The sequence below is a fragment of the Mycolicibacterium diernhoferi genome, from assembly GCF_019456655.1.
Classification (GTDB): domain Bacteria; phylum Actinomycetota; class Actinomycetes; order Mycobacteriales; family Mycobacteriaceae; genus Mycobacterium; species Mycobacterium diernhoferi.
Genome location: NZ_CP080332.1, coordinates 2,055,404 through 2,079,831, shown reverse-complemented (window position 1 = coordinate 2,079,831; position 24,428 = coordinate 2,055,404). Strand labels below are relative to the sequence as shown.

The window sequence follows — 24,428 nt, the reverse complement described above, 5'->3', positions numbered from 1 at the left end:
TTCTAAATATTGCCGGAAAGGATGCTACAACAGAGCCATGAGCGACGAAGGTACCCAGCCCGACGGCCCCGCATTCGACACCACGAAGTACGGACCGTGGGCCGTCATCACCGGCGGCTCCGAGGGTGTCGGCGCGGCATTCGCCCGGCAGTTGGCCGCCGCGGGAATGCATCTGCTGCTGGTGGCGCGCAAGACCGGGCCGTTGGAGGAGACAGCGCGGCGCTGCCGCGAGTTCGGCGTGCAGGTCCGCACCCTGAGCACCGACCTGTCCGACCCGTCGTCGGCCGACACCGTCGCCGATGCGGTGTCCGATGTCGAGGTGGGCCTGCTCATCCACAATGCCGGTGCCAACACCCACAGCGCCCAGTTCCTCGATGGCGACCTGGCCGCCTTCGGGAAGGTCATCGACCTGAACGTCACCACACCGCTGGCCCTGGTCCATCACTTCGGCGCCGCGATGCGAAGCCGGCGCAGGGGCGGCATCCTGCTGGTCGGCTCGGTGGCCGGCTATCTGGGTTCCAACCGGCACACCGTCTACGGCGGGGTCAAGGCCTTCGGCCGGATCTTTACCGAAGGCCTGTGGCTGGAACTGCGGGATCACGATGTCGATGTGCTCGAACTCGTCCTCGGCGTCACCCGGACCCCGGCCATGGAGCGCGTCGGCCTGAACTTCGATGTTCCGGGGATGGCGGTCTCCGAACCCGAGGAGGTCGCCAGGGAAGGTCTCGCCGCGCTCGGGCACGGCCCGGTGCACGTGGTCGCCAAGCATGCGAACGTGGCACTGGCCCACGGTGACCCGGACCGCGCCGCAACCATCCTGCGCACCGACGAGGTGATGCGGAAGTTGATCGGGCAGGCGTCGGACCGATGAGGTTGGGGCTGTCCACCCCGGTGGTCATTCAGCAGCCGGGCATCGCCTCCCCGTGGGAGCGCGACGCCGGGCCGGCGGAACTGGCGGCGATCGCGGCGGCCGCCGACGATCTCGGGTTTGAATACCTGACCTGTTCCGAGCATGTCGGCATCCCGGCGCAGGCCGCCGACACCCGCGGCTCGGTGTACTGGGATCCGCTGGCCACCTTGTCCTTTCTGGCCGCGCACACCCGACGCATCCGGTTGGCCACGTCGGTGCTGGTGCTGGGCTACCACCACCCTGTCGCGTTGGCGAAGAGTTACGGGACGCTGGACCGGCTCAGCGGCGGGCGGACGATTCTGGGCGTGGGAGTCGGCTCGTTGCGTGAGGAGTTCGACCTGCTGGGCGCCGAATGGGCCGGCCGCGGCGCCGAGGCGGATGCCGCACTGCGGCGGCTGCGGGCCGCGTGGGGGCAAGCCGTCGTCGACGGGTTGGCCATCGAACCACACGCCACCTCAACCGATCTCACTGTCTGGGTGGGCGGGCGTACCCTGCGCTCCCTGCGCCGGGCCGTCGCACTGGGCAACGGATGGATGCCGTTCGGACTCTCCCCCGACACCATCGCCGGGTATCTGGCGCGACATCCCGCACCGCCCGGCTTCGACGTCGTGCTGTCCACCGGACGGGCCTGCGACCCACTTGGCGACCCGGCCGGCACCCGCAGCCAACTGGAACGGTTGCGCGATGCCGGCGCCACTCTGGTCACCTGCGTCGTGCGCGCCGATAATCCCGATCATTACCGCGAACAGCTCAGCGCCCTACACGAGATCGGACATCCGCTATGACTTCCCACGACGCGACCCCCGATGACGCCACCCTGGAGACCCGCCTGCCCGCGCTCGAACAACAGGTGCGCGCGCTCTCCGATCAGGTGGCGATCACACAGTTGATCGCCTCCTACGGTCCGTTGGTCGACGCCGGCTCCCCCGACGAGGTCGCCGCACTGTGGAGCGAGGACGGCAGCTACCACGTCGAGGGTTGGAGCATGCGTAGCCGCGCCGATGTGCACTCCATGGTGGCCTCCGACGCCCACCAGAACCTGATCGCCGGTGGCGCAGCGCATTTCCTGGGACCCGCTCAGGTGAACGTGCAGGGTGACGACGCCTACGCGGTGTGCGAGTCACTGTTGGTGCGGCGCCGTGAGGACCGGTGGGTGGTGGCGCGTGCCGGAGCGAATCATTTCACGCTGCGCCGGATCGACGGGCGTTGGCGGATCACCCGCCGGGTGAGCCGCGCACTGGACGGCAACCTCGAGGCCCGCGCCCTGTTGACCGCGGCACCCCTGGACTAGACGATGCCGGCCGCCCGCAGATCCTCGACCTCGGCTGCGCCGTAGCCGATCTCGGCGAGCACCTCGTCGGTGTGCTCGCCGAGCAACGGAGCGCGGCGGCGGATCGTCCCCGGGGTGGCCGACATCCGGAACGGTGTCTCGATGATCGGCACATCGCGCGGGGCGCCGGGGAACGGGATCCGCTTCAGGTAGCCCATCGCCGCAACATGCGGGTCGTCGAGCACGTCCTGTGTCGAATAGAGCGGCGCGGCGGGCATTTTCGCCTTGTCCAGCAGGTCGAGCACTTCGACCTTGGTCTTGTCGGCACACCACTGCGACATGATGTCGTTCAGGACGTCACCGTTCGCCCAGCGGGTGTCGTCGTCGGCGAACCGCGGGTCGTCGAACAGTTCTTCGCGCCCCACCAGGCGGCACCAGCGCTTGAACATGGGCTGCCCGGCCACCTGCAGCAACACCCACTGGTCGTCGGCGGTGCGGTACAGATCGCACGGCGCCACCGAGGCACCCTGGTTCCCCATCCGCGGCTTGTCGGTCTGCAGCAGTTCGCGTTCGATGAGGAACGCGTTGGACAGCATCAGCGCGGTGGGCAGCAGCGCCCCTTCGACGTGCTGGCCCTCCCCGCTGCGGTCGCGGTGATACAACGCCATCATGACGCCGATCGTGAGGGTGAGCGCGGTCCCGAAATCCGCGTAGGGCACCACCGTTCGGATCGGTTGATCCGGCAGACCCTGCCGGTACACCGCACCCGACATCACCTGCCCGGCGCCGTCGAAGCCGATCTTGTCGCTGTAGGGGCCGCCCTCCCCGTAGGCGGTGGCGCTGGCCAGGATGATATCCGGTTTGACGGCCTTGAGGGTCTCGTAATCCAGTCCGTTGGCGCGCATCCCGGCCGCCGGCATGTTGGCGACGACGATATCGGCGCCCGCAACCAGCCTGCGGGTGATCTCGGCGCCCTCGGCCGTGGTGGAGTCCAGGGTCAGCGATCGCTTGTTGCGGTTGCACTGCAGGAAGGTCCCGCCCTCACCACCCTCGGTGACGGCCTGCACCCAGCGGTCTTCGCCGCCCTCGCGTTTCTCCACCCGCAGCACATCGGCACCCATATCGGCCAGGATGGCACTGCACCAGGGCGCGGCGATGAACCGCCCGTAGTCGAGCACCCGTATCCCGTCGAGAACGCCTGGCATGCCTGGACCCATCGTCGTCGAATATTCCACTGTAAGTATTACAGTATGGCGGGGATGCAACTCCGCTCACGGGCCGGCTTCCCCATCCGGGTCCCCGCCCGGTGGGAGGAGTTCTTCGGGGTGGAAGTGGTGGTTGAGGGTGTCACCGCCGGTGTCCATCAACGGTGGCGGGTGCCAGTGGGTGCGCCCGGTGTCGTGGTCGATGCTGGTGGTCCAGCCCATTTCGGCGAGCCGGTTGTCGGGGCCGCAGCCCAGGGCCAGGGTGGGGGCGTCGGTGAGTCCGCCGTTGTTCCAGCTGGGTTCGGCGTGATGGGCCTGGCACTGACACGCGGCTTTGGTGCAGCCGGGCCGGGTGCAACCCCGGTCGCGGTTGTAGAGCAGTAGGCGTTGGGCCTTGCTGGCCAGGCGTTTGGTGCGCCCGAGGTAGAGCGGTTCGGCGGTGTGTTTTCGGTACACCACCAGGTAGTGATACGCCTGTTCGGCGAGGCGGATCAGATCCGGCATGGGCATCAGCGTGCCGGTCCCGGTGACCGCGATCCCGGCGCCTGCCTCCAATTCCGCCAACGTCGTGGAGACCACGACGGTGACCGGGATGCCGTTGTGTTGGCCGAGGCTCTTGGCCATCAGGGCATCACGCAGGATCGCCTTGAAGGCATCGTGCAAACGTTGGGCCCGGGTGCGGGTATCACCGGCGGCCAGATCGGCCAGGGCACCGAAATCGGCGGGGTGGCCGGGTTCAGAAGGCCCTGCCGGGGACGGTGCCGTCGGTTCCTCTTCGGCCTCGGCTCCCGCGAAGTCGGCTTCATCCTCCGGGCCCGTGAGGCCTTCGTCGTACTCAGCATCCACGGGTTCTTCACTTACCGGGTCGCACTGCGGCGCGGGTTCGTCTTCGAGCGGGTTGGGGTCCGGATTGAGCTGGGGCTCAGCATCATCGGGGTTGTTGACCCCGGGCCGGCCCCACACCTCTTGCGCGGTGCCCAGATACGCGGCCAGCTCGGCATCGACCCAACCGGTGATCCGCACCAGCCCGTCGGCATCCTGCGGGCCCAGGGTGATGCCCCGCTTATGCCGCGCGACATCGGGGCCATGGCCGTCCTGGTTGAGTTTGTAGAGCACCCGTTCGGCGGCCTTTTCCAGGGTTTCCGGGGTCGTGGTCTTGGCCGCGGCGACCAGCGACACCTCCAAGTCCGCCAACTCGGTACCACTCATCCGGCCGCACGCGGTCTTCATTGTCGCCCGGACCACCTTGATGTGTGCCGCACAGATCGATCCGTCGGCCAACGCGGCGGCACAGGCCGGCAACACCGGCTCCAACACCTCACCGCTCAGGGCATGCCGGGGACCCAGGACCTCCGCCGCGGCGACCCGGCGGGCGGCCTCGGCACGACTGATCCGCATCCGGCTCGCCAGCACATCCACCCAGGACTTCCCGCCGATCTCATGCGCGGTGGCCCGATCCATCAGCGCGGCCTGGATCCGGTGCCCGATCATCTCGTCCGCGCGCGCCCGCAGTTCGCGCTCGGACTGGATGGCCAACAACTCCGCGGTGTCGAACACGGTGAAGTCAGCATCCAGCAAGGCTTTGGTGGACGCGGCGTGATCGGAGAGTGCATGCCGCACCGTCTCCCGACTGGCCACCGCGTCCGACTTCATGACTCGAACATACGTGCGACCACCGACAAAATCGACCGCTGCGTGACTCATGGGACTGAAGCGACCAAAGTTTTTTCAGGACAGCGAAAGTCGCTCGATTGTCGCTGCGAGGTGGGCACTTTCATACCCGCCGGGAAACTCAACCGAGCGCGAGCACCCGCCGGAGGAACGTCACCTGATCGGTGACGGTCTTGTCGAACCACTCGTTGCCCGGCCACACGTCGAAGTGGTCGCATGCGTACCGGTGCACCTGCGCGCGGGCCAACTCGGCGGTCTTGGCCACCGCCCCCGCCGGCACGAACCGGTCGAAGTCCCCGATCTGCACCAGCACCGGGCAGCGCAACCGTTTGGCAGCGAATTTCACGCTCATCCGGCCGAGCTCCATGCCGACCGAGGCGTCGATCTCGTTGCGCCAGGTCGGCCCCGCCATCGCCAGGTAGCTCTCGTAGGCTCCCGACAAGGTCAACGCCCCCGGCTCACCGGGTCGCCCGACGATCGGCATCAAGGTCGCGGCGCCGCCCCGGGCCACCGACAACTTGCTGCGCATGCCGGTGGCCGTCCAGCGCAGGGCGGTCAGCACATCGCGCTCGCCGATGGCGGCCCGGCCGGCGGCCAGCCCACTTGTCAACGGTGTCAACGCGATCACCGCGGCGATGTCGTCCCGGTCGCCTGCCACCTGTAGGACGTGACCTCCCGACATGGAGGCCCCCCACAGCGCGATGCCGTCGACGTCCGGCAGATCCTGGGCCGCGGCGATGGCGCTGTGGAAGTCGGCGATCTGGCGTTCCAGCGAGATCGTCTGCCGCGGTTCGCCGTCGGAGGCCCCGAATCCCCGGTAGTCGAAGGCCAGCACGTCGATGCCCGCCTCGGCGAACCGCTCGGAGAACGGCGCCAGCCCGGAATCCTTGGTACCGCCGAAGCCGTGCGCCATCACCACGACGGGCCGTGCCCCGCCCCCGTCGGCGCGGAAATGCCACCCGCTGCACCGCGTTCCGTGTGAGCTGAAGGAAATCTCCCGGTAGGTCGTGTCCTGATAGGTCATCGTCGGTCTCCGTAAATCGTGCTCAGCCATATCGCGGCCGTTCCGTCGATCAGCTGATCACGCGTCAGCCCACCGCCAAAGAGGAACCGCTCCACCATCCGGTCATTGAATTCCAGCAGCACCGCCGCGAGCACCTCCGGATCGGGTGCATCGGCGGCCCGTTCGGCGCGGATCAACTCCGTCACCGACGGTTTGAAGGCATCGCGTCCGTCATCCCAGATCTGACGGATGGCGGCACTGGAACCACGCGCCTCGAGCATGGCGCTGAACACGTGCCGGTACCGGTCCGCGCTGTCGAACAACCCCTCCAGCATGGCGTACACCCGCTCGCGTGGATCCCCACCGCCGGAGGTGAATTCGTCACTGACGACGAAGACCTCGGCCACCAGACGCTCGATCAGCGCGGCCACCGCCGCCGCCTTGTTCTCGAAGTAGAAGTAGAACGCCGAGCGGGTGACCCCGGCCTGCGCGGTGATCTCGGCGACGTTGACCGCATCGAGGCTGGATTCCTGCAACCAGGAATCCAGGGCGTCCAGGATCGCCTCCCGACGCTCGTCGCTGCGCAGCGTCGGTCGGCGATCGGTCGGCGATCTCATACCGGGGCGAGTTCCGGTCGCGCCGCCGCGGCACGTTTGGTCCCGGCCGGGATCTCCTTGGTGCGGATGTCGTGCTCGTAGTAGAAGTAGTCCACCTGCTGCGTGTGCCGGGCGCGGTTGGTGCAGTGCCCGGCGTGCAACTGCTGGTCGGCGTCGATCACCCGTTCCATCTCGGCGACGGGCGGCAACGCGTACCTGCCGGAGGCGTAGGCCGCCAGCAGCCGGGACTGGCATTCCACGAACGGGAACAGTGTCGGGATGGCCTGCGCGAATCCGATGAACACCAGATCCTCGAACCCGGGTTTGAACATCCGCTTGTACAACCGGATCTGGTTCTCCGGGGCGCTGATCAGATCGGGGTCGAAGAACGGGAACGTGATGTTGTATCCGGTGGCGTAGATGATCACGTCGAACACATCCGATGTGCCGTCGTCGAAGTGCACGGTGTCCCCGTCCAGCCGCGAGATGTTCGGCTTCGGGATCACATCACCGGAACCCAGCCGCAGCGGAAGCTCCACCGACTGGGTCGGATGCGCCTCGAACAGTTTGTGATTCGCCGGCGGCAGACCGTACTTGGTGGGATCCGCGCCGACCAACGGGGCGAACGCCTGTGCGGCCTTGCGCTGCCAGGACAGCGGCAGATACGGCGTCGTCTTGAAGATCTTGTCCCCGGGCTGCCCGGCAAGGTATTTCGGCACGATCCAGGCGCTGGACCGGGTCGACAGCGTCACCTTGTTCTGCAGGGTCTTCGACGACAGTTCGACGGTGATGTCGGCGGCGCTGTTGCCGATGCCGACGACCAGGATCCGTTTCCCGGTCAGGGCCAGCGGGGTCTGCGGGTCGATGTAGTGGTGCGAATGAATCGACTCGCCGGTGAACTCACCGGGGAACTCGGCCCACCGCGCGTCCCAGTGATGTCCGTTGCCGACCACCAGCAGATCGAATTCGCGCATCGTCCCGGCCTGGTCCTCGATCAGCCATCCGCCGCCGGGACGCGGCCGGGCATGGCGCACGCCATTGTTGAATTCGATGTTCTCCAGCAGGCCGAAAGCCTCGGCGTAGGAGTCCAGATAGGCCTTGACGTCGCTGTGGTGCGGGAACGACGGGTAGTGCTCGGGCACCGGAAAATCCTTGAAGGACAACCGGTGCTTGGAGGTGTCGATGTGCAGTGAGCGGTAGGCACTGCTCAGACCATTGGGGTTGCCGAACGCCCAGTTGCCGCCGATCCGGTCGGACATCTCGAAGGTGGTGTAGGGAATCCGGTAGTCCTTGAGCATCTTGCCCGCGGTCAGCCCGCTGATCCCGGCACCGATGATCGCCGTCCGCGGCTGGCTTCGCACCACAGTCACTCCTCGGGTCGCTGTGATGCGGAACACTAGCGAGGTGTGCTGACGCACGTCAACAGGTTCTGACGCCCGTCAGATCGGCGCGATGACCCCCAGCGCGGCCAGGTGCTCGCACAGCGGGGCCACCCCGATGGTGAAGTGCTCGGCCATCGCCGCCCGGGCCTCGCTCGGATCGCGGTTCTCGAACGCCGCGATCACCCGGCGGTGGTCCTTGATCGACTGCGTCGGCCAACCCGGCAGCGTCGGGAACACCGACTCGGGCTGATAACGGGTGATCCCCGACATGAACTGGGTCAGCTTGGGTGAGGCGGCGGCGACGTTGATCAACCGGTGGTACTCGTGGTTGAGCCGCACCGTGCGCTCCGGATCGGATTCCCCGTAGGCCCGCTCCAGCTGGTCCTGGATCTCCTTGAGCTCGGAAAGCTGTTCGGCGCTGATGTTCTCGGCCGCCCTGGCCGCGAGTTCCCCGCCGACATACGCCTGCACCTGGGCGACGTCGGCGAGGTCGCGCGCGGTGAACTCCAACACCATGAATCCGCGTCGCGGGTGCTGCACCAGCAGACCCTCCGCGCGCAGGTTCAGCAGCGCCTCCCGCACCGGGGTGACACTGATCCCGAGGTCCGCGGCCAACTGGTCCAGTCGCAGGTACTCCCCGGCACGGTAGGTGCCGTCGAAGATCCGCCGCCGCACCACCCGGGCGACGTCGTCGGACAGTTGCGGGCGGGCCGCGAACTCCGGGTCCCCCCGTCGCTCCGCTCGCCCCGGTGGATCAGATCCGATACTCATCGAGCAGGTTCTTGCTGATGATGGTCTTCTGGATCTCGCTGGTGCCCTCGCCGATCAGCAGGAAGGGCGAATCCCGCATCAGCCGCTCGATCTCGTACTCCTTGGAGTAGCCGTAGCCGCCGTGGATCCGGAACGCCTGCTGGGTGACCTCCGCGCAGTACTCACTGGCAAGGTATTTCGCCATACCGGAGGCCACGTCGTTGCGGTCGCCGGAGTCCTTGAGCCGGGCCGCGTTGACCATCATCAGGTGGGCGGCCTCGACCTTGGTTGCCATCTCGGCGAGCTGGAAGGCGATGGCCTGGTGCCCGGCGATCGGCTTGCCGAACGTCTCCCGTTGCTGCGCATAGCGAATCGCCAATTCGAACGCCCGCAGCGCAACCCCGCAGGCCCGCGCCGAGACGTTCACCCGGCCGACCTCGACACCGTCCATCATCTGGAAGAAGCCCTTGCCGGGCACCCCGCCGAGCACGTCGCCGGCGGTGGCACGGTAGCCGTCGAAGATCATCTCGGTGGTGTCGATGCCCTTGTAGCCGAGCTTGTCGAGCTTGCCCGGGATGGTCAGCCCCGGCAACACCTCACCGAATCCGGCGGGCTTCTCGATCAGGAACGCGGTCAGGTTGCGGTGCGCCTTGTCCGCTCCCTCATCGGTTTTCACCAAAGCGGCCACCAGCGTCGAGCTGCCACCGTTGGTCAGCCACATCTTCTGGCCGGTGATCGTGTAGTTCCCGTCGGCATCCCGAACACCCTTGGTGCGGATCGCGGCGACATCGGAGCCCAACTCCGGCTCGGACATCGAGAACGCGCCACGCACCTCCCCGGTCGCCATCCGCGGCAGGTAGTGCTGCTTCTGCTCGTCGGTGCCGTGCTGGCGGATCATGTACGCGACGATGAAGTGGGTGTTGATCACACCGGAGACGCTCATCCAGCCGCGGGCCAGTTCCTCCACACACAGCGCGTAGGTGAGCAGTGACTCACCGAGGCCGCCGTACTCCTCGGGGATCATCAGCCCGAACAGACCCATCTCCCGCATCTGGTCGACGATCTGCTGCGGATAGGTGTCCGAATGCTCCAGTTCCTGCGCGTTCGGGATGATCTCCTTGTCCACGAACTGGCGCACGGTGGCGACGATCTCGGCCTGGACGTCGGTCAGGCCGGGGGTTTGGGCGAGTTTGGTCATGCAGAAATCCGTTCGAATACGGCGGCCAGGCCCTGGCCGCCACCGATGCACATGGTCTCCAGCCCGTACCGCGCGTCGCGCAGCTCCAGTTCGCGGGCCAGGGTGGCGAGCATCCGCCCGCCGGTGGCGCTGACCGGGTGCCCGAGCGAGATGCCCGAACCGCGCACGTTGGTGCGCTCCAGATCGGCGTCGGTGAACTGCCATTCGCGCATGCAGGCCAGCGCCTGCGCGGCGAACGCCTCGTTGAGTTCGATGATGTCGATATCGGCGAGCTTGAGCCCGGCGTTGTCCAGCGCCTTCGCGGTGGCCGGCACCGGCCCGATGCCCATGACGTTGGGTGCCACCCCGGCCAGGCCCCAGGAGGCCAGCCGGACAAGGGGTTTGAGTCCCAGTTCGGCGGCGCGTTCGCGGGTGGTGACGATGCACATGGAGGCCGCGTCGTTCTGGCCGCTGGAGTTACCCGCGGTCACGGTGGCCTCGGGGTCACTCTTGCCCAGCACCGGCCGCAGCTTGGCCAGCGCCTCTACCGAGGTGTCCGCGCGCGGGTGTTCGTCCACGGAGATCACCTGCTCGCCCGCTCGCGAGGACACCGTGACCGGAATGATCTCCTCGGCCAGCACCCCGCTGGTCTGCGCGGCGATCGCCTTCTGGTGCGAGCGCACCGCGAGTTCGTCCTGCTCGACCCGGGAGATGCCGTACTGGCGGCGCAGGTTCTCCGCGGTCTCCAGCATGCCGCCGGGCACCGGGTAGTTCTTGCCGCCGGCGGTGACCCGGCCGCGGGCCAGACCATCGTGGATCTGCACCCCGCTGCGGGCTCCGCCCCAGCGCATATCGGTGGAGTGGAAGGCCACATTGCTCATCGATTCGGCGCCACCGGCGACGACCAGTTCGTTGCTGCCGCCGGCCACCTGCAGGCAGGCCTGGATGACGGCCTGCAGCCCCGATCCGCAGCGGCGGTCGATCTGCATGCCGGGCACCGTGATCGGCAGGCCGGCGTCCAACGCCACGACCCGGCCGATGGCCGGCGCCTCGCTGGAGGGATAGCAGTGCCCGAGGATCACGTCCTCGATCGCGTCGGCGGGCACGCCGGTGCGCGCCAACAGACCCTGCAGCGCCGCGACGCCGAGATCGACCGCGGTCAGGGATTTGAACATGCCGCCGTAGCGGCCGATCGGGGTGCGGACCGGCTCGCAGATGACGGCTTCCCGGGTGAACTCGGCCATCTAGATGTGCCGCCCGCCGGTCACTTCGAGCACGGTGCCCGTCATGTACGAGGACAGGTCCGAGGCCAGGAACAGGGCCACCGAGGCGACCTCGCTGGGTTCGGCGGCGCGGCCCATCGGGATCTCGGCCAGCTTCTGGTCCCAGATCCGTTGCGGCATGGCCTCGGTCATGGCCGAGCGGATCAGGCCGGGCTGGATCGCGTTGACCCGCACGCCCAAGTGGGCGACCTCCTTGGCGGCGGCCTTGGTCAGGCCGACGATGCCGGCCTTGGCGGCCGAGTAGTTGGTCTGGCCGACCAGGCCGACCTTGCCGGAGATCGACGAGATGTTCACGATCGCACCGCTTTTGGCCTCGCGCATGATGCCGGCGGCCAGCCGGGTGCCGTTCCAGGAGCCCTTCAGGTGCACGGCGACGACCTGGTCGAACTGCTCCTCGGTCATCTTGCGCATGGTCGCGTCGCGGGTGATGCCGGCGTTGTTGACCATGACGTCCAAGCTGCCGAAGGTGTCCACGGCCGCCCCGACGAGCGCCTCCACCTCGGTCGCCTCGACCACGTTGCAGGTCACCGCCTTGGCGACCGACGGTCCGCCCAGCTTGGCGACAGCGGCCTCGGTGGCGTCGAGGTTCAGGTCGCCGAGCACCACGCGGGCGCCCTCCGCCACGAACCGTTCGGCGATCGCGAACCCGATCCCCTGTGCACCCCCGGTGATCACCGCGGTGCGGCCGTCAAGCAGACCCATGCCAGTCCATCCCTTCCTGTGGCCCCTTCTGGAGCCAGGTACCAAACATAAAATATGATATTTCTTGTACCAAATCGCCCCACCGCTTGTCGCATCAATCCAGGAGTTGCCGCTGATGGCCGCCAATCCGACCGCCGTGTCCGACGAAGACTTCGCCGACATCCTCGCCGCCACCCGGCAGTTCGTCCGCAATCAGGTGGTCCCGCGCGAACTGGAGATCATGGCCGCCGACCGGGTACCCGACGACATCCGCGAGCAGACCAAGGAGATGGGCCTGTTCGGCTACGCGATCCCACAGGAGTGGGGCGGACTGGGCCTCAACCTCGCCCAGGACGTCGAGCTGGCCATGGAGTTCGGCTACACCAGCCTGGCGCTGCGTTCGATGTTCGGCACGAACAACGGCATCGCCGGGCAGGTGCTCGTCGGGTTCGGCACCGATGAGCAGAAGTCCCGCTGGCTCGAAGGCATCGCCTCCGGCGCGGTGGTCGCCTCCTTCGCGCTGACCGAGCCGGGCGCCGGGTCCAATCCCGCCGGCCTGCGCACCAAGGCCGTCAGGGATGGTTCCGGCGGGCAGGAGCGCAGCGACTCGGGAAGTGACACAGACTGGGTGATCACCGGGCAGAAGCGGTTCATCACCAACGCCCCCAACGCCGATCTGTTCGTGACCTTCGCCCGCACCCGCCCCGCCGACGCCGACGGCGCCGGCATCGCGGTCTTCCTCGTCCCCGCCGACTCCCCCGGGGTCACCATCGGCGCCAAGGACGCCAAGATGGGCCAGGAGGGCGCCTGGACCGCCGACGTCAGCTTCGACGAGGTCCGCGTCGGCGCCGACGCGCTGGTCGGCGGCAGCGAGGACGTCGGCTACCGGGCGGCGATGACATCGCTGGCCCGCGGCCGGGTGCACATCGCCGCGCTCGCCGTCGGTGCCGCCCAGCGTGCCCTCGACGAATCGGTGGCCTACGCCGCCACCGCCACCCAGGGCGGCACACCGATCGGGGACTTCCAGTTGGTGCAGGCCATGATCGCCGATCAGCAGACCGGCGTGATGGCCGGGCGGGCCCTGGTCCGTGAGGCGGCGCGCCTGTGGGTCACCGAGGAGGACCGGCGCATCGCACCGTCCTCGGCGAAGCTGTTCTGCACCGAGATGGCCGGCAAGGTCGCCGATCTCGCCGTGCAGATTCACGGCGGCAGTGGCTATATGCGCGAGGTGGCGGTGGAGCGGATCTACCGCGAGGTGCGGCTGCTGCGACTCTATGAAGGCACCAGCGAGATCCAGCGGCTCATCATCGGCGGCGGTCTGGTGAAGGCGGCTCAACGCAAGGCCAAAGCCTCGGCCTGACCCTCTCCTGAAAAACGCGAAGGCCTCGGGCGAGCCCGAGGCCTTCTGCTGTACGTGCCCGAAACGTCAGGCGATGTAGCGGATGATCGACTCCGCAACTGCCGCAGGCTTTTCCGACCCCTCGATCTCGACGGTGATGGTCACCGTGGACTGGGCGGCGCCCTGGAGCTGGGTGACGTCATTGACCACGCCACGGGCGCGCACACGGGCACCCACCTTCACCGGGGTGATGAACCGAACCTTGTTGTAGCCGTAGTTGACCGCCAGCGAGATGCCCTCCACCCGGTAGAGCTGATGGTTGAAGTGCGGCAGCAACGAGAGGGTCAGCAGCCCGTGCGCGATGGTGCCGCCGAAGGGGCCGTTGGCCGCACGCTCGGGGTCGACGTGGATCCACTGGTGGTCTTCTGTTGCGTCGGCAAACTTATTGACCCGATCCTGACTGATCTCCAGCCATTCCGTCGGGCCCAATTCGGCCCCCTGGGCGCCCACCAACTCGTCGAGATTTTTGAAAACCTGCACTGTTCCTCCTTCGGTCGCGCCGTCGACTTTTCAGGTTCATGCATAGTCTGTAAAGCGAGCGGACCGCGCACCGGGTCCCGACAGCACCGGGTCGCCGCACCGCAGATATGGCAGCGAATGCCAACTTGACGGTCAGATGCGCGATTGATATAGAAAACTTCGCGACGGGCAAATCATATTTGCCAAATCTAACGAGTTAGCTGATTTCTTACCAGATAACTACTATCTACAGCTCAATTACATCGTTGCCAAATCCGCACCTACGCTCGATCAGCAACGAATTGTCGGCATCGGCAATAAATTACCGCTGGTATCTGCCCTGGATATAGCGATACTTAACTGCACTATTCGCAATAGCCTCTCTGGAACGTACCCCCTCACGGCCGCGTTCCGGCAACTGATCGGTGGGTCCGGAATGAGCGTGTCTGTCGCCGAAACCGCGTTTCGCGGACTTTCTGACAATGCGTCCGCACAGTGGTGGGATCGAGAATCGGAAAGCACGCTCGTGCTCTCGACACCCACGGCCGAGCCGGAGCTGTGGGACGACTTCATCGAGGGCGCACTGCGCAGTTACCGCAAACACGGGGTGGAGCGCGCAATCGACCCGAGCACACTCGTCGACCCCGCCGCGACGTCGTTGTTCCTCGCCGCGGTCGACGACGCCGGCCACGTGGTCGGTGGCGTCCGCACCCAGGGACCGTACCGGGAGCCCGAGGAGAGTCATGCGCTGGTCGAATGGGCCGGGCAGGACTCACTTCCCCTGGTGCGCAAGATGATCGAGGATCGTCTCCCCTTCGGGGTGGTGGAGGTCAAGACCGCGTGGTCGGATGACAGACACCCACACAGCCGCGCTCTCGCTTCCGTTCTGGCGCGTATGCCGCTGCATGCCACCTTCATCCTCGGTGCGAAGTTCGCCATGGCGACCGCCGCGGCGCACGTCCTGGATCGATGGCGGTCCTCCGGCGGCGTGGTCGCCACCCGGATCCCGGCGACCCCCTACCCCGACGAGCGCTACGAGACCAAGATGATGTGGTGGGATCAGGCCGAGTTCACCAGAACCGCCGACCCGCAACAGATTATCGCCACCCGCGCGGAGACACGCGTGTTGCTGCCGCTGCTCGAGGACATCGGCGGATTGGCCGGGGCCGTCCAGGCCGGGGTCTGACGGCGGTCGGATACCGGGGTGGCCCCCGACAAACCCACCGACAAACCCACCGACAAAGAGCTGCGCCACGACCGGCGGATGTCACCGATGTGCGCCGGTGTCTGCAATAGACTCTCGGCAGGCTGACCGGAGCCCGCCGGCGGCAGTGCCGAAGCGGTATCTCGGGGGCCGTGCATCGTTGGGCACCGACCAGGTGCGTCACACAGAGAGGTCTAGGTGCCCCGCAGCCTCGAACTCGTCGTCACCGCGGTCGCCACACGCCTGATCGCCGTCGACGCCGCCACCGCAACCGGCGTCAGCCAGCAGGTTCTTGCCGAACTGGTGACCTACTTCGGCGTCGATTCCAGTTTCCTGCGGCACCATGACCACACCATTCATGCGACTCGGCTGATCGCCGAATGGCCACCGCGACCGGCCGGCGCGCAGCCCGATCCGCCGGCATTGATCCACTTCGCCGACGCCGACCCGGTGTACGCGCTGGCCGAGAACCTGCAGGAACCGGTGGTGCTGCGGCCCGAGACCGGCGGCCACGCCGGAACCACGGTGGCCTGCGTGCCGTTGCCCTCCGGTGAGGTGACCACCGGGATGCTGGGCTTCGTCATGGCCGGCGACCGGCAGTGGAGCTCCGAGGAACTGCATGCGCTGGCCGCCATCGCCACCTTGTTCGCGCAGGTCCAGGCCCGGGTGTACGCCGAGGACCGGCTGCGGTTCCTGGCCGAGCACGACGACCTGACCGGGCTGCACAACCGGCGGGCCCTGATGGCCCACCTGGACGCCCGGCTCCAGCCCGACCAGCCCGGCCCGGTCAGCGCACTGTTCTTCGACCTGGACCGGCTCAAGGCGATCAACGACTATCTCGGCCACTCGGCGGGAGATCGCTTCATCCAGGTGCTGGCCGAGCGGCTGGCGCAGGCCGCCGGGCCCAGCATGATCGCCCGGCTCGGCGGTGACGAGTTCCTCGTGGTTCCCGCCTCCCCCACCGATGTCGACGCGGCCGAGGAACTCGCGGAGCGGCTGCAGCATGCGCTGTCGAAGAAGGTGCCGATCGACGGTGAGATGGTCACCCGCACGGTCAGCATCGGGGTCGCCGTCGGGGTGCCCGGCCGGGACAGCACCTCTGATCTGCTGCGGCACGCCGACCAGGCCGTGCTCACCGCCAAGAACTCGGGCGGCAATCAGGTCATCCTCTACTCGGATGCGATCTCGCTGGAGAGCGAGTTCCGCAACGACATCGAGCTACACCTGCAGAACGTCATCGAGACGGGCGCGCTGTTCCTGCGGTATCTGCCCGAGGTGGATATGCGGACCGGCAAGGTGCTGGCCACCGAGGCGCTCGTCCGCTGGCAGCACCCCACCCGCGGCCTGCTCGCCCCGGACTCGTTCATCGGAGTCGCCGAATCCATCAACCTCGCCGGCGAGCTGGGCCGCTGGGTGATGCGCACGGCCTGCGGCGAGTTCGCCCGCTGGCGGGCCAACGGCGTCGGGCTCGACGCGGTCCTGCGGGTGAACGTGTCACCGGTACAACTCGTCGCGGACGGGTTCGCCGAGTCGGTCGCCACGATCGTGGCCGAGTTCGGGTTGCCGCCCGGCTCGGTGTGCCTGGAGATCACCGAAAGCATTGTCGTACAAGACATCGAGGTCACCCGGGTGACGCTGGCCAAGCTGCACGACGCCGGGGTGCAGGTCGCGATCGACGACTTCGGGACCGGGTACAGCGTGCTGTCCCTGCTGAAATCGCTTCCGGTGGACGCGCTCAAGATCGACAAGAGTTTCGTGCGGGATCTCGGCGCCGATCCGGGCGATCTGGCCATCGTGCGGGCGATCATCGCGCTGGCCGAGGCGTTCGACCTCCAGTTGGTGGCCGAGGGCGTGGAGACCGGTACGGCCGCCGCCACGCTGCTGCGGCACGGGTGCCACCGCGCACAGGGCTTCCTGTTGTCGCGCCCGATTCCCAGTGACCAGATGGAGGCGCTGCTGCGCCGGGGCACGATACCGGTGGACTTCGCCGAGCCCTAGTCCCTAGGAATCGGCCGGGCTCAGGACTTCTACCCGACCGAACCTGCTCGCCGTCAGCCCGACCAGCCCGATCCGGCTGTCGGCGGCGAGGATCCGCTCATCGGGCGGGCACGGATTGGGCGAGGTCACCACGATGCCGACGCGGGCCTGCACCGCCCACGGTCCGTCCGGCGAATCGACCACCACGCCGGCGATCTCGCCCTCCTCGAACACGAAACGTTGCAACGGGCTGTCCGCGAGCACGTCGATGTCGCGGTCGGCGGCGAGCGCGTCCAACCGCTCGGTGAACGTCCGATCGGCCGGGCCGTTCTCGTCGAGGAGGGTCACCTCGAACGACTTCCCGCCCGCCGTCCGCATGGTGGCCGTCGGCCAGTCGTCGACCCGGGTGAACAGCACGCCGTACGGGGAGGCGATGCAGGTCGCCGCCCAGACTCCCAGTCGGGATCCGACGAACGTCTCCACCTGGGCGCGCCGGGACGTGTCGACCCGGACCTCGTGCAGGGCTCGGACCTGGAGCGCCGCGGCGTCGTCGGCCGGCGTGACCGTGGGCAGTTCGTCGGCCAGCGCGTCGAAGTACGCCTTGGTGTCGGGATCGTCGACGACCGGCAGCCAGCCGCGCGGACCGCTGGCATCGATCGGGGCGGGCGCGCCCGGACGGGCCACCAACACGTCCAGCCCGGCGTCGGCCGCGGCGATCGCGCAGGCCAGTGCTCCCGGTCCGGCACCCACCGCGACCACGTCGACCATCTCGTCCCACATAGTGCGTTAGCAACCCTTTGATAGCTGTAGATCAGCGCTCGCGCGCCTGAGGCCAGTGCCGGCAACCGTTGTCCGCGCTGATATCGACCGCTCACGTCGAATGATTCCGACTCTTCCTACCGGCAGCGAATGAAACCAGCCACCACCCAGAGACATCGCAAATTTGCCAGCACGAATCGCGGCAATGACCTCACCCTAGCACTCCCAAATCGCCACCACCTGCGGCGACGCGATTCCCGGCCGGGCCGACCGGCCGAGGGTCGGCCACGTCACAGCCGCCCCCGTGAGCGATAGATTTCACAACCCGCCGTCGAACTGCTACTTATATATCTAAGTTAGACAGCATACGGAGAGGCAGGCACTCATGGACCTGAGCTGGTCAGATGCGGACATCGCGTTCCGCGACGAGGTACGCCGGTTCCTGGCGGAGAAGATGACCCCGGAGATCGAACGCGCCGGACGCCTGATGACCAGCGTGTACAGCGATCACGAGGCGAGCTTGGCCTGGCAGGCGATCCTGCATGAACGCGGCTGGGCGGCCCCGGCCTGGCCGGTCGAGTACGGCGGCTGCGACTGGAGCCTGACCCAGCACTACATCTTCAGCCGGGAATCCCAGCTGGCCGGCGCCCCGTCGCTGTCGCCGATGGGCATCCGGATGGTCGCGCACGCGATCGTCAAGTTCGGCACCGAGGAGCAGAAGGACTTCTTCCTCCCCCGCATCCTCACCGGCGAGGTGTTCTTCTGCCAGGGCTATTCCGAGCCGGAGGCGGGTTCGGACCTGGCCGCGCTGACCATGGCCGCCGTGCAGGACGGCGACGATCTGGTCTGCACCGGCAGCAAGATCTGGACCACCCACGCCACCGAGGCCAACTGGATGTTCGCCCTGGTGCGCACCTCCCGCACCGGTAAGAAACAGCAGGGCATCACCTTCGTGCTGCTGGATATGGCCACCCCCGGGATCGAGATCCGCCCGCTGGTGATGACCTCCGGCGAAGAGGTCCAGAGCCAGGTGTTCTTCGACGAGGTGCGGGTCCCCAAGGCCAATGTGATCGGCAATATCGACGAGGGCTGGACGGTCGCCAAGTACCTGCTGGAGTTCGAGCGCGGCGGCGGCGCCACCGCACCCGCGTTGCAGGTGATGGCCGAGAACATCGCCGAGGTGGCCACCGAGCAGCCCGGCCCGAGCGGCGGCAAGCTGATCGACGATCCTGCCTTCGCCCGCAAGCTGGCCGATGCCCGGATCCGCACCGAGGTGCTGGAGATCCTGGAGTACCGGGTGCTGGCCGCGCTGGCCGGCGGCGGCCATCCGGGTGCGGCCTCCTCGATGCTCAAGGTGATCTCCACCGAGCTGAGCCAGACGCTGACCGAACTGTCCATGGAGGCGGCCGGCCCGCGCGGCCGGGCCTATCAGCCGCACGCCGCCTGCCCGGGTGGCCCGATCGCCGACTTCACACCGCCCGCAGACGACTACCTGTCCGGCGAGCCGTGGCAGGCCGTCGCACCGCTGCGCTACTTCAACGACCGCGCCGGCTCGATCTACGCCGGCAGCAACGAGATTCAGCGAAACATCCTCGCCAAAGCAGAATTGGGACTGTAGATGGACTTCAAACTGACCGGTGAGCAGGAACTACTCCGCGACGGCCTCACCAAGTTCCTGGCATCGCGCTACGGGCTGGAGTCCAGCCGGCGCGCCATCAAGCTCGGCGAGGGCTGGCAGCCCGGGATCTGGCAGTCCTTCGCCGACGAACTCGGCATCCTGGGCGCTGCACTGCCCGAGGAGATGGGCGGGATCGGCGGCGGGCCGGTGGAGATCATGGTGATCGCCGAGGCGCTGGGACACGCGCTGGTCGTCGAACCCTACGTCGACACCGTCGTGGTGGCCGGTGGCCTGCTGCAGCGCGCCGGCGGCGACATCGCCAACGGGCTGCTGGAGAAGATCGCCGGCGGTGAGGCCGTGCTCGCCCTGGCCGCGGCCGAGGCTCAGTCCGGTGACCGCTGGCAGGACGTGACCACCACCGCCCGCGCCGAGGGCGACGGGTGGGTGCTCGACGGCGCCAAGATCGTGGTGCTGCACGCGCGGCTGGCCACCCACCTGCTGGTCACCGCGAACACCCCGGCGGGGCTGTCGCTGTTCCTGGTCGATCTGGCCGGCGGCGATCCGGCCCAAGCGCCGGCCGGTCTCATCCAGCACCACTACCGCACCGTCGACGACCGCTGGGCGGCCGACATCGAACTGGCCGGCGTGCCGGCCACGTTGCTCGGATCCGATGGCGGGGCCTGGGATTCCCTGGCCCGTGCCCGCGACGAGGGCGCCGCGGCGGTCTGCGCCGAAGCGGTCGGCAACATGCGCAAGGTGGTGGCCGACACCGTCGAGTACTGCAAGCAGCGCCAGCAGTTCGGCACGCCGATCGGCAGCTTCCAGGCCCTGCAGCACCGCATGGTGGACATGCACATGGAGCTCGAGCAGTCGGTGGCCGCCGTGTACCTGGCGGTGCTGAACCTGGAGGCCGAGCCGGCGCAGCGCGCCCGCGCGGTGTCGGCGGCCAAGGCCACCGTCGGCCGGGCCGCCCGGTTCGTCGGCCAGAACGCGGTGCAGCTGCACGGCGGCATGGGGATGACCGAGGAACTCGCCATCGGGCACTACTTCAAGCGGCTGACGGCGGTGCAGTACGAGTTCGGTTCCACCGACCACCACGTCGCCCGGTATGCGGAGCTGACCCGGCCCTGACCGGCCGGCAGTTGACTTCGCTGTGAAGCGCGGCCGTCGGACGGTACGCTGATTTTCCGATGGACCTCTCGCCGCTCACTGTGGTCGCCTACCTGGTGGTGGGCGGGTTCTGCGCGGCGTGGTTCTGGCGGGTGATCCGTGCCGCCGGCCGGCCCGCGAACTTCGCTCTGATTCTGGTGAGCGCGATCTTCGGTGTGCTCTGGCCGGTCATGATGCCCGGCGTCACCGTCTACCGGTGGATGCTGCCCCGCCCCGTCGATTTCCGGGAGGACACCGCGACGCCGGTCTCCCGTTAGGAGGGACCGTGCACACCGGTACGGCCCCCATGACCGGCCCTTCGACCTCTGCCCTGATCCACGACCTGGTGGCTGCCGCGGCGCTGCGCGCACCTGACCGGGCCGCGCTCATCGCCCCGGACGGCACCGCGGTCTCCTTCGCGCAATTCGATGCTCAGGTGCGGGCGGTCGCGTCGTGGATCACCGCCCGCAGCCGGCCCGGCGATCGGATCGCCGTGCTCGCCGACAACGGCGCCGACTACGCCCGGCTGTACTACGCGGTGCCGCGCAGTGGCCGCGTCCTCACGTTGATCAACCAGCGGCTCAGCGTGCACGAGCACATCGACCAGCTACAGCGGGCCGCACCCGCGCTGGTGCTGGGCGACGCCCGGTACACCGAACCGCTGCGCGGTGTCGCCGGTGCGGTGGTGTCCTTCGACGATCCCGAATGGCGGCGGGATTCCGATACCGAGCCGGATGTCGCTGTGGCGCCCGACGATCCGGCGTGGCTGCTGTTCACCAGCGGATCGACCGGCACCCCCAAGGGTGTGTTGCACACCCACCGCTCCATCACCACCGCGGTGCGCGGGACCGTCGCCGGGCGTGCGGTGCGCTCCGGCGGGGTCTATCTGCTGCCGTTCCCGATGTGCCATATCGCCGGGTACAACATGCTGGTGCACCACAGCGTGGCCTCCACGGTGCTGCCGGTGCCGGCCTTCCGGGCCGACGAGTTCGTCGCCGCGGTCAATGCGCACGGGGTGACGTCGTGCTCGCTGGCGCCGACGATGCTGCACAGCCTGCTGGCCCACCTGGAGGCCACCGGCGCGACGGTGCCCACCCTGGGTGACATCGCGTACGGGTCGGCGGCGATACCGGCCGACCTGTTGCGCCGGGCCGTCGATCGACTCGGCGCCGGATTCCACCAGGGCTACGGAATGACCGAAACCGGCGGCAACATCACCTTTCTCGGCCCGGCCGACCACCTCGGTGGTGACCCGCAGGTGCTGCGCAGCGCGGGCCGCCCGCACGACGAGGTCACCGTCCGCATCGCCGACGACGGCGAGATCCTGGTCCGGGGGGCGCAGGTGGCGGCGCGGTACTGGCCGGACGGTCCGGCCACCGTGGACGGCTGGCTGCACACCGGCGACGCCGGGTTCATCGACGACGGCGGCCGGCTCGTGGTGACCGACCGGCTCAAGGACGTCATCATCACCGGCGGGGAGAACGTGTCCTCGCGTGAGGTGGAAGACGTGCTGAGCCTGCATCCCGGTGTCGATCAGGCTGCGGTGATCGGCGTGCCCGACGAGTACTGGGGTGAGGCGATCTGTGCGGTCATCGTCGCGCACGCCCGGGCGCGGCCCTCGGCCGAGGACCTGACCGCCCACGTGCGGGCGCACCTGGCGGCGTTCAAACGGCCCCGCCGGGTGGAGTTCGTCGACGCGCTGCCGCTCACCAGCAACGGCAAGGTCGCCAAAGAGGTACTGCGGCAGACGCTGACCGCGCCCGCCGCGGGCTAGCGTACGACCGAGACCCGACCGTCATCGCGCCGACTGGGCAGCGAGGCCGGTGGCGTGGCCGCCAGCCGCAGCGTCAGGGCGATCGAATCGTCCGGGTCGACCCCGACCAGCGACACGAATTCCTTTTGCAGACGCGCCAATTCGTCAGCGAAGTCCGGAGACAGCTGCTGTAGGTCGGCGGCGGTCCTGGCGTACAGGAACGGTGGGGACACCGGCTGTGCGCCCACACCGTGGCACCCGGCGGCGATCCACACCGCTTCCACCGCGGCGCCGCCGATGGCGTAGTCCCGCAGACCTGCGCCCGGCACACTGACCACCGCCAGGGCGGAGCTGGCCCGGATCCGGTCGCGCATGTCCTCGCCGAGCGCCGATCCCGCGTTCCACTGCGCCAGTTCGGCCATCACATCGGGGCGGCGCAGCACCCCGAGAACGGCCATGTCACCCTCGTCGAATTCCAGATTGCGCACATCGATGCCGGCGTCCGGATCGGGGTCGCCGGGCCACCGCAGTTCCGAGATCATCTCCCGATGCAGGTGCGGGGTCAGGAAACGGATACGGTCGGCAGCGGCGAATAGTGTTGCCACCCTGTCCATATCATCGCGGTCGGTGATCAGGTGCAGCCGTCCGCCTTCGCGTTCGGCGGCGTCCGTGAGCGCGGCCACCAGATCGGCGTCGATGCGTTGCGGTTCGCCGTGATGGCGGTTCGTCTCGCGGGCCACCATCGCCCCGAACAGCCCGGCCAGTTCCTCGTCGGCGCCGTCACCGATACGCAGCCGCGCCCGCAGCGGCACACCGGCGGCGTCCTCGACGAAGCTGACCTCCCCCAGCGCGCCGTGCGCCGCCGCGGCGATCCTGGTGTTCAGCAGCGCCGCGCCGACGGCCACCGCGCTGCCCCGGAAGCCGACGTCCATGGTGGAGGTGTGCGCCGGCGCGATCTCGATGCTGACCTCGTCGGCGCCGACCTCGATCCGCCACGGCTGGACGTTGCCGCCCGAGGGCGCCCGCATCGCCGCGGTGGCGAGATCGTCGAGCAGATCCCCAGGAGAGGCGGTTCGGGCCGCCGGTGTGACTTCTCCGGTGTCCTGCGAACCGTGGTGTCCCATGTCGGGTTCACGGATCTGGTCCAGCGCCGCGCCGATGTCCAGCCGGGTACGCCCCGAACGCAGTTGGGCACCGAGACCGATCCGGCGGGCGGCCTCGGTGACCGCGGAGGCACCGACGGTGACGTCTGCGGCCAGCTGCGGCCACGTCGACAGCGACTTGTCGATCTCGATCAGTGACGCGGCGGTGCGCGCCGAGAGCCGGTCGGCCTCCAGGTGTCGCAGGATGTGCGGGATCTTCTCCCGGTTGGTCATGCCGGGAAGCAGGTCGATGTCGAGCTGCCCGAGCAGACCGTGCAGAATCGGCCGGCCCGGCTCGAGGTCGAACCGTTCCACGTCGACGATCCCGCGGTCACTGGTCGCCATCAACACCGGAATCCCGCGCTGCTGCGCGGCAACCCGCAGTACCGCCTTCATGTGCAGCGAATCGCATTCCTCCACCGCGATGTCCAGGCCGTCGATGAAGGCGTCGAGGCTGTCGGCGTTCAGGCCGGTGTCGAAGACCTCGACCGCCAGGTACGGGTCGATCTCGGCGATGCGGCGCGCCGCCACGTGTGCCTTGTTGACCCCCAGGTCGAAGACCGTGGCCGGCACCCGGTTCAGGTTGGACAGCTCCAGCTCGTCGAAGTCGGCCAGCCGCAACCGCCCGCACACCCCCTGCATCGCCAGCGTGTGGGCGATGATGTGCCCGACGCTGAGACCGGCGACGCCGATGACGACCTCGCTGAGCCGGTCCTGCTCGGCGGCGGTGATGTTGTTGCGGTTGCGGTCGAGCCGCAGCGCCCGAAAAGCGCGCGGCCCCAGCACCGATATGACGGTGCGCCGCCACGGGTAGTAGGCCCACCGCCGGCGCTCCTGCACCAGTTCGTGATCCGGCGCCGGACGCAGCGCCTCAAGACTGGCCAGTTGCAGCCCGTGATGATCGAGGACTTCGATGCCCGGGTCGCGGCGGAGTTCGTCGAGAACCGCATTGTCCGCGGGCTCGGCCGGGTCCAGAATCTGTGCGCGATAAGCGATCGGCATGCTTTCCTCATCGTCGGGGGCGGTGTCCTTGGGCGCCG

Annotated in this window: 22 protein-coding genes; 10 read left to right on the top strand and 12 right to left on the bottom strand. The window is 68.2% G+C overall.

The features are described from left to right. The first annotated feature begins 37 nt into the window (after positions 1 to 37). Genes K0O62_RS09750 through K0O62_RS09740 form a run of 3 tightly spaced genes read left to right on the top strand, consistent with a single transcriptional unit; the run spans position 38 to position 2,201 of the window. On the top strand, positions 38 to 871 hold the full coding sequence (locus tag K0O62_RS09750; RefSeq protein WP_073855816.1) for an SDR family NAD(P)-dependent oxidoreductase: 834 nt from the start codon (positions 38 to 40) through the stop codon (positions 869 to 871). Continuing rightward, the gene (locus tag K0O62_RS09745) at positions 868 to 1,695 is read left to right on the top strand and encodes a TIGR03619 family F420-dependent LLM class oxidoreductase (RefSeq protein WP_073855815.1); all 828 of its coding nucleotides are present in this window, start codon (positions 868 to 870) and stop codon (positions 1,693 to 1,695) included. Before K0O62_RS09750 ends, K0O62_RS09745 begins: the two co-directional genes overlap by 4 nt. Further along, positions 1,692 to 2,201 (top strand): nuclear transport factor 2 family protein, encoded by a 510-nt coding sequence (locus tag K0O62_RS09740; protein ID WP_073855814.1) that lies wholly within the window; start codon positions 1,692 to 1,694, stop codon positions 2,199 to 2,201. The genes K0O62_RS09745 and K0O62_RS09740 overlap by 4 nt, the downstream gene beginning before the upstream one ends. On the opposite strand, the gene K0O62_RS09735 is transcribed toward K0O62_RS09740, so the two are convergent. The 9 genes from K0O62_RS09735 to fabG all read right to left on the bottom strand — a co-directional run bounded on the left by K0O62_RS09735 (position 2,198) and on the right by fabG (position 11,949). Continuing rightward, complete coding sequence (locus K0O62_RS09735) at positions 2,198 to 3,385, bottom strand: CaiB/BaiF CoA transferase family protein (RefSeq protein ID WP_073855813.1); 1,188 nt, start codon at positions 3,383 to 3,385, stop codon at positions 2,198 to 2,200. The two genes, K0O62_RS09740 and K0O62_RS09735, sit on opposite strands and share 4 nt — an antisense overlap. Positions 3,386 to 3,451: 66 nt before the next feature. Beyond that, a complete protein-coding gene (locus tag K0O62_RS09730; protein ID WP_097933758.1) occupies positions 3,452 to 5,038 on the bottom strand; it encodes an HNH endonuclease signature motif containing protein in 1,587 nt (528 codons plus the stop codon). A gap of 139 nt (positions 5,039 to 5,177) precedes the next feature. After that, positions 5,178 to 6,080: an alpha/beta hydrolase gene (locus tag K0O62_RS09725; RefSeq protein ID WP_073855812.1), complete on the bottom strand. Its 903-nt coding sequence runs from the start codon at positions 6,078 to 6,080 to the stop codon at positions 5,178 to 5,180. After that, the gene (locus K0O62_RS09720) at positions 6,077 to 6,676 is read right to left on the bottom strand and encodes a TetR/AcrR family transcriptional regulator (RefSeq protein ID WP_073855811.1); all 600 of its coding nucleotides are present in this window, start codon (positions 6,674 to 6,676) and stop codon (positions 6,077 to 6,079) included. The genes K0O62_RS09725 and K0O62_RS09720 overlap by 4 nt, the downstream gene beginning before the upstream one ends. Then, positions 6,673 to 8,019: a flavin-containing monooxygenase gene (locus K0O62_RS09715; protein WP_073856169.1), complete on the bottom strand. Its 1,347-nt coding sequence runs from the start codon at positions 8,017 to 8,019 to the stop codon at positions 6,673 to 6,675. Before K0O62_RS09715 ends, K0O62_RS09720 begins: the two co-directional genes overlap by 4 nt. A gap of 75 nt (positions 8,020 to 8,094) precedes the next feature. Continuing rightward, positions 8,095 to 8,808, bottom strand: coding sequence for a GntR family transcriptional regulator (locus K0O62_RS09710; RefSeq protein ID WP_073855810.1), 714 nt, complete (start codon positions 8,806 to 8,808; stop codon positions 8,095 to 8,097). Then, a complete protein-coding gene (locus K0O62_RS09705) occupies positions 8,792 to 9,985 on the bottom strand; it encodes an acyl-CoA dehydrogenase family protein (RefSeq protein WP_073855809.1) in 1,194 nt (397 codons plus the stop codon). The genes K0O62_RS09710 and K0O62_RS09705 overlap by 17 nt, the downstream gene beginning before the upstream one ends. Continuing rightward, the gene (locus tag K0O62_RS09700; RefSeq protein ID WP_073855808.1) at positions 9,982 to 11,208 is read right to left on the bottom strand and encodes an acetyl-CoA C-acetyltransferase; all 1,227 of its coding nucleotides are present in this window, start codon (positions 11,206 to 11,208) and stop codon (positions 9,982 to 9,984) included. Before K0O62_RS09700 ends, K0O62_RS09705 begins: the two co-directional genes overlap by 4 nt. Continuing rightward, positions 11,209 to 11,949 (bottom strand): 3-oxoacyl-ACP reductase FabG, encoded by a 741-nt coding sequence (gene fabG, locus K0O62_RS09695; protein WP_073855807.1) that lies wholly within the window; start codon positions 11,947 to 11,949, stop codon positions 11,209 to 11,211. Positions 11,950 to 12,064: 115 nt separating this feature from the next. On the opposite strand from fabG, the gene K0O62_RS09690 reads away from it, so the two are divergent. Further along, positions 12,065 to 13,288, top strand: coding sequence for an acyl-CoA dehydrogenase family protein (locus K0O62_RS09690; protein WP_073855806.1), 1,224 nt, complete (start codon positions 12,065 to 12,067; stop codon positions 13,286 to 13,288). A gap of 66 nt (positions 13,289 to 13,354) precedes the next feature. Here K0O62_RS09690 and K0O62_RS09685 read toward each other — a convergent pair whose 3' ends face one another. Next, on the bottom strand, positions 13,355 to 13,807 hold the full coding sequence (locus K0O62_RS09685) for a MaoC family dehydratase (RefSeq protein WP_073855805.1): 453 nt from the start codon (positions 13,805 to 13,807) through the stop codon (positions 13,355 to 13,357). 415 nt (positions 13,808 to 14,222) lie between these two features. On the opposite strand from K0O62_RS09685, the gene K0O62_RS09680 reads away from it, so the two are divergent. Further along, positions 14,223 to 14,972: a hypothetical protein gene (locus K0O62_RS09680; protein WP_073855804.1), complete on the top strand. Its 750-nt coding sequence runs from the start codon at positions 14,223 to 14,225 to the stop codon at positions 14,970 to 14,972. A gap of 216 nt (positions 14,973 to 15,188) precedes the next feature. Beyond that, entirely contained in the window at positions 15,189 to 16,988 is a 1,800-nt protein-coding gene (locus K0O62_RS09675) for a putative bifunctional diguanylate cyclase/phosphodiesterase (protein WP_073855803.1), read from the top strand. 3 nt (positions 16,989 to 16,991) lie between these two features. Here K0O62_RS09675 and K0O62_RS09670 read toward each other — a convergent pair whose 3' ends face one another. Continuing rightward, the gene (locus tag K0O62_RS09670) at positions 16,992 to 17,747 is read right to left on the bottom strand and encodes an FAD-binding protein (RefSeq protein ID WP_073855802.1); all 756 of its coding nucleotides are present in this window, start codon (positions 17,745 to 17,747) and stop codon (positions 16,992 to 16,994) included. Between the two features lie 364 nt (positions 17,748 to 18,111). Here K0O62_RS09670 and K0O62_RS09665 point away from each other — a divergent pair, with 364 nt between their 5' ends. From K0O62_RS09665 to K0O62_RS09650, 4 genes are read left to right on the top strand one after another with little or no spacing between them, the layout of a single operon-like run. Next, positions 18,112 to 19,344 (top strand): acyl-CoA dehydrogenase family protein, encoded by a 1,233-nt coding sequence (locus K0O62_RS09665; RefSeq protein ID WP_073855801.1) that lies wholly within the window; start codon positions 18,112 to 18,114, stop codon positions 19,342 to 19,344. Further along, a complete protein-coding gene (locus tag K0O62_RS09660; RefSeq protein ID WP_073855800.1) occupies positions 19,345 to 20,475 on the top strand; it encodes an acyl-CoA dehydrogenase family protein in 1,131 nt (376 codons plus the stop codon). Between the two features lie 59 nt (positions 20,476 to 20,534). Next, on the top strand, positions 20,535 to 20,771 hold the full coding sequence (locus K0O62_RS09655; protein WP_073855799.1) for a hypothetical protein: 237 nt from the start codon (positions 20,535 to 20,537) through the stop codon (positions 20,769 to 20,771). Positions 20,772 to 20,800: 29 nt separating this feature from the next. After that, positions 20,801 to 22,267: a class I adenylate-forming enzyme family protein gene (locus K0O62_RS09650; protein WP_073855798.1), complete on the top strand. Its 1,467-nt coding sequence runs from the start codon at positions 20,801 to 20,803 to the stop codon at positions 22,265 to 22,267. Here the strand turns inward: K0O62_RS09650 and K0O62_RS09645 are convergent. Continuing rightward, positions 22,264 to 24,390, bottom strand: a complete 2,127-nt coding sequence (locus K0O62_RS09645; protein WP_073855797.1) for an Rv1355c family protein — start codon at positions 24,388 to 24,390, stop codon at positions 22,264 to 22,266. The two genes, K0O62_RS09650 and K0O62_RS09645, sit on opposite strands and share 4 nt — an antisense overlap. Positions 24,391 to 24,428 lie beyond the last annotated feature (38 nt).